This window comes from Thiohalorhabdus sp. (assembly GCF_036628635.1).
Classification (GTDB): Bacteria; Pseudomonadota; Gammaproteobacteria; order Thiohalorhabdales; family Thiohalorhabdaceae; genus Thiohalorhabdus.
This window is the reverse complement of record NZ_JAZKRM010000089.1, coordinates 1-4,078: the sequence shown is the minus strand read 5'-3', so window position 1 is coordinate 4,078 and position 4,078 is coordinate 1. Positions and strand designations below refer to the sequence as shown.

The 4,078-nt window shown below is 69.7% G+C and carries 3 protein-coding genes; all 3 read right to left on the bottom strand.

What is annotated here, in order from left to right:
* On the bottom strand, nucleotides 1-1,292 hold a 1,292-nt coding region (xrtA, locus tag V5A19_RS13705), incomplete at its 3' end, for an exosortase A (protein ID WP_332327940.1).
* Entirely contained in the window at nucleotides 1,293-2,534 is a 1,242-nt protein-coding gene (locus V5A19_RS13700; RefSeq protein WP_332327939.1) for a TIGR03087 family PEP-CTERM/XrtA system glycosyltransferase, read from the bottom strand.
* Nucleotides 2,531-3,571, bottom strand: a complete 1,041-nt coding sequence (locus V5A19_RS13695; protein ID WP_332319837.1) for a FemAB family XrtA/PEP-CTERM system-associated protein — start codon at nucleotides 3,569-3,571, stop codon at nucleotides 2,531-2,533. Before V5A19_RS13695 ends, V5A19_RS13700 begins: the two co-directional genes overlap by 4 nt.
* Nucleotides 3,572-4,078: the final 507 nt, after the last annotated feature.

Below are 4,078 nucleotides of genomic sequence, written 5' to 3'. Positions count from 1 at the left end.
ACCCCGATATTGTTGCCGCCAGCCAGCGCCGGCTGCCGGGTTGTCGCCGCCACCCGATGCCACTGCTCACCCTGGAGACGGTTCTGTTCGTTGACCAGCTCGGCCCCCTGGCGCTCCCAGCGGTAATGGATCACCAGCACCTGGACGGCCGCCGCGTCGCCTTCCTGGCGGTAGAGCCGGTGGCGGGTCACGTCGTGGCCTTGGAACCCGGGCTCCCAGGGGGAAACTGGGGCCATGGGGCCCTGCCAGCCGCCATTCGCCGAGGGCAGTGCCACCCGCGTCTCCAGCTGGCGCTGCAGCGCGTCCGTCCAGGCAGCTGCCACCGGCCCCGCCACTCCCAGGCCCAGCACAAGGAGGGTGACAACCGCGAGGCTGGCCGAACCCGTGGCCCGCACCTGCCCGGCCCGCAGAGCCGGATCCTCGGGCACGCCGGGCCGATCGGCCCAGAGGGAGCCGATCCAGAACAGGATCAGCATGACCACCCCGAAGAACACCCAGCCGTAGATCAGGTGGTCCACCCCAGTGGCCAGGCCCATGTCGCTCCAGTGGGCGATCATGATGATGCCGTAGGCGCGCAGGCCGTTGGCGAGGATGGGCACGATCAGGGCCAGGGCGATGAAGGCCAGGCGCTTCCACGGGCCGCGATAGGTGATGTAAGCATACAGGCAGCCCAGCGCCAGGGAGGCGATCACGTAGCGGATCCCGCTGCAGGCTTCGGCCACCTCGAAATCCCCGGCCGGTATGGTGATCATCCGGCCTTCCCAAAAAACCGGTATCCCGGTCAGCTCCAGCCCCCGCACGCTGAACCAGGCGGTGAAGTCCTGCAGATCCGGCACCAGGAACTGGCCCCAGGGGACGGCGAACACCAAAAAGACCAGAGGGAAGGCGATGGCCCAAACCACCTGGGTGCCCAGAAGGGCCCAGGTTACCGCCGGAATCAGCGCCACCACCGCGAACTGCTTGGCGCCCAGGACCTCCGCCGCATCGCCCGCGAGCCAGAGCAGGACCGCCGCCACCACGCCCAGCAGGCCGAGCCATTGAATGCGCGGAGTGATCCGGGCCAGCGCCCCCCGACGGCGCCACACCAGGAAGCCGGAGATGGGCAGGATGAAGAAGCCGTGGGCGTAGGTTTCCGAGCGCATCCAGATGGCCGCGATGGACACGGCGGTGGCCCAGTAGGCGGCGAGCAGCACCGCGAGCACCGCGGCCACCAGGGCCCCGTAGACGGCCCAGCGGCGTGCTGCGGAGGTGTCCGGTTCGGGACTGTCGGGCATGTGGACCTGCACCTGCACCTAGGGAGCCTCCAGCGGCCGGTGGTATGGCTGGGTCACGGCTTCGGCCTCTTCCTCCAGCAGGTCCCGGAAGCGCGCCAGGTGGGCCGCCCATTCGTAGTGGCGGGTCACCCAGTCGCGCATGCGGCTGTCGGGGGGCGCGTCGCCGGTGAGCACCAGGGTCGCCTGGTCGGCCAGCTCCTGGGACGTGTCCCCTTGCAGGGGGTAGCCACGCTCCAGGTGCAGGCCGTCCAGGGCCGCCCCGGTCGCCAGCACCGGACGGTCCATGGCGAAGGCCTCTAGCACTTTGTTCTGCACCCCGCGCGCCACGCGCAAAGGGGCAACGGCCAGCTCGGCATAGGCCAGGTAGGGCCGGATGTCGCGCACCGCCCCGGTCACCACCACCCCCGGGAATCGCTCCAGGGCCTTGACGGCCGCCGTCGGACGGGCCCCGACAATGTAGAAGACCGCCTCCGGGAAGCGCTCGCGGATGCGGGGCAGCACGTCCTCCGCGAACCAGGCGGCGGCGTCCCCGTTGGCCCAGTAGTCCATGGCCCCGGTGAACACCAGGGGCCGTTCCCCGGCCCCGTAGGGGCTGGGGTAATCCCGGTCCGGCCGGAAATACTCGGTGTCCACGCCGTTGGTCACGGCCTCCACCCGGTGCGCCGCCTCGGGGGCCCGCTCGCGGAACAGGTCCGCCTCGGCCTCCGAAACCAGCACGGTGGCGTCGAAGGCAAGGGCTTGACGCCGCTCGTAGGCCAGCAGCCGACTGGCCTCGCGGCGGTAGACCCAGCCCATCACCCCGTGGTGACGCTCCGCGTACTGCCGCCACTTGTCCGAGTCCACGTCCACCAGATCCAGGATGCGGCGCCCCCCGGACCCGGGCTCGGGCAGGTACTGCGCCATGGCGGCGGAGAAGGCCACTAGGCGCCGGGCCCCGGTCCGCCGCAGGGTCCGCCGCACCCAGCGGGCCATGGACAGGCTGCGGTAGTAGGGCACAGTCAAGGGCACCCCGTTTGACAATCCCCTGAGGGCCCTCGCCTGGGCCCAGCGGGGCCGCAGACGCACGGCGTGGACATCCGCGCAGTAGGGGGCAAGCTCGGCAAGATAGCCAAAGTCCGCGGGGTCGTCCACGAAAGTTCCCAGATGGACCCAGTAATGCCGGCTCAGGTAGTCCAGGAGATGGAACGAGCGGATCTTGTCCCCCTTGTTGGGGGGATAGGGGATGCGATGCACCAGCAAGATCAGGGGCTCGCGGCTCAACCGAGGCTCCGTGCCAGCCAGGGTCCCACAAGGCGGCTTACGCCCACGGGCAGTCGTTTCCAGGCGCCGATGAAGGCTTGGTATTTGGGATTGGCAGGGCTCAGATCCGGAACCTCGGAGGCCCGCACCAGGTGGTACTCGTAGTGCAGCGGTTCGGGCTCGAAGCCCCAGTGGCGCTTGAAGTGGTAGGCCCCCGTGTCCACCTTGCTGCGTCCGAAGTCGAAGATGCGGATCCCTCGCTCCGCCGAGCGGCGCATGAGCTCCCAGTACATGAAGTCCCCCGCGCGCAGGTCACGCGCCTCGGCGATACCGCCGCCGTGATAGGGCAGCACCTCATCCCGGAAGTAGAAGCTCATCACCGCCGAGACCGGCCGGCCCTCGTGGAGAATGGTAAGCATCTCGCAGTCCTCCCCGAAGACCGCCTTGAGGGTCTGGAAGTACCCCTTGGGGAAAACGGGGGTGCCCAGGTTGCGCACGCTCTCGGCGAATACCGGATAGAACCGCTCCGGGTCGCTGTCCACTTCGGCATAGAGGCCGTTGGCGATGCCCTTGCGGATCTCGGCGCGCTGCTTGCGCCGGATGCGGTTGTAGTTGGCGTCCGGATCGGGCTCGATTTCCCTGCGGAAGGTGGCGTAGTGGTCGCGCTTGGCCGGCCAGTCCGGGTGGCGCGCCTCACGGTGGCGCAGCTCGAGGGCGTCCACCTTCCGGGTCTCGGCCATGCGGCGGGCGGCGTCCTCCAGCGCCGAGCGCGCCCCTTCCGAGTCGGCGGCGGCCCCGCCGTAGACGCAGAAGGGAGTGGAGGTCAGGGAGCGGCCGAACAGCCAGCTGCGGATGTGGCCCAGGGGTAGGACGCCCGCCACTTCGCCGTCCCGCTCGGCGAGCAGGAACGGCGCCCGATGGCCCAATCCCTGCTCCAGGACGCGCTTCCAGCCGGCCCGGTGGAAGAAGGTGGCCTCCGGGCAGCGCGCCACGAAGGCGTCCCAGCGGGCCTCCTCGCCGGCCTCGAGCTCGCGGACTGTAAGGTCGCTATTTGCCATCCATTTCCCTTTTAAACACCCATCGCCATTCTTGCCCCAGTCCAGGCAACGGCCATACCTGGGTTCATGCCCCGTAGGAGCCCGATTCATCGGGCGAGCCGTTCACGGGGGGAGCCTCGGTCGGGCAACGGCTCGCCCGGCGCAGCCGGGCTCCTACACAAACCGCAACACCGGGAGCTCCGCCCCGTAGGAGCCCGATTCATCGGGCGAGCCGTCGACTTCGGCGCCGGGGTCCGTCAACGCCTCGCCCGGCGAAGCCGGGCTCCTACACAAACCGCAACACCGGGAGCTCCGCCCCGTAGGAGCCCGATTCATCGGGCGAGCCGTCGGTTTCCAGCACCGAGGCCCGTCAACGCCTCGCCCGGCGCAGCCGGGCTCCTACACAAACCGCAACCCCGGGAGCCCCGCCCCCGTAGGAGCCCGATTCATCGGGCGAGCCGTCGACTTCGGCGCCGAGGCCCGTCAACGCCTCGCCCGGCGCAGCCGGGCTCCTACACAAACCGCAAC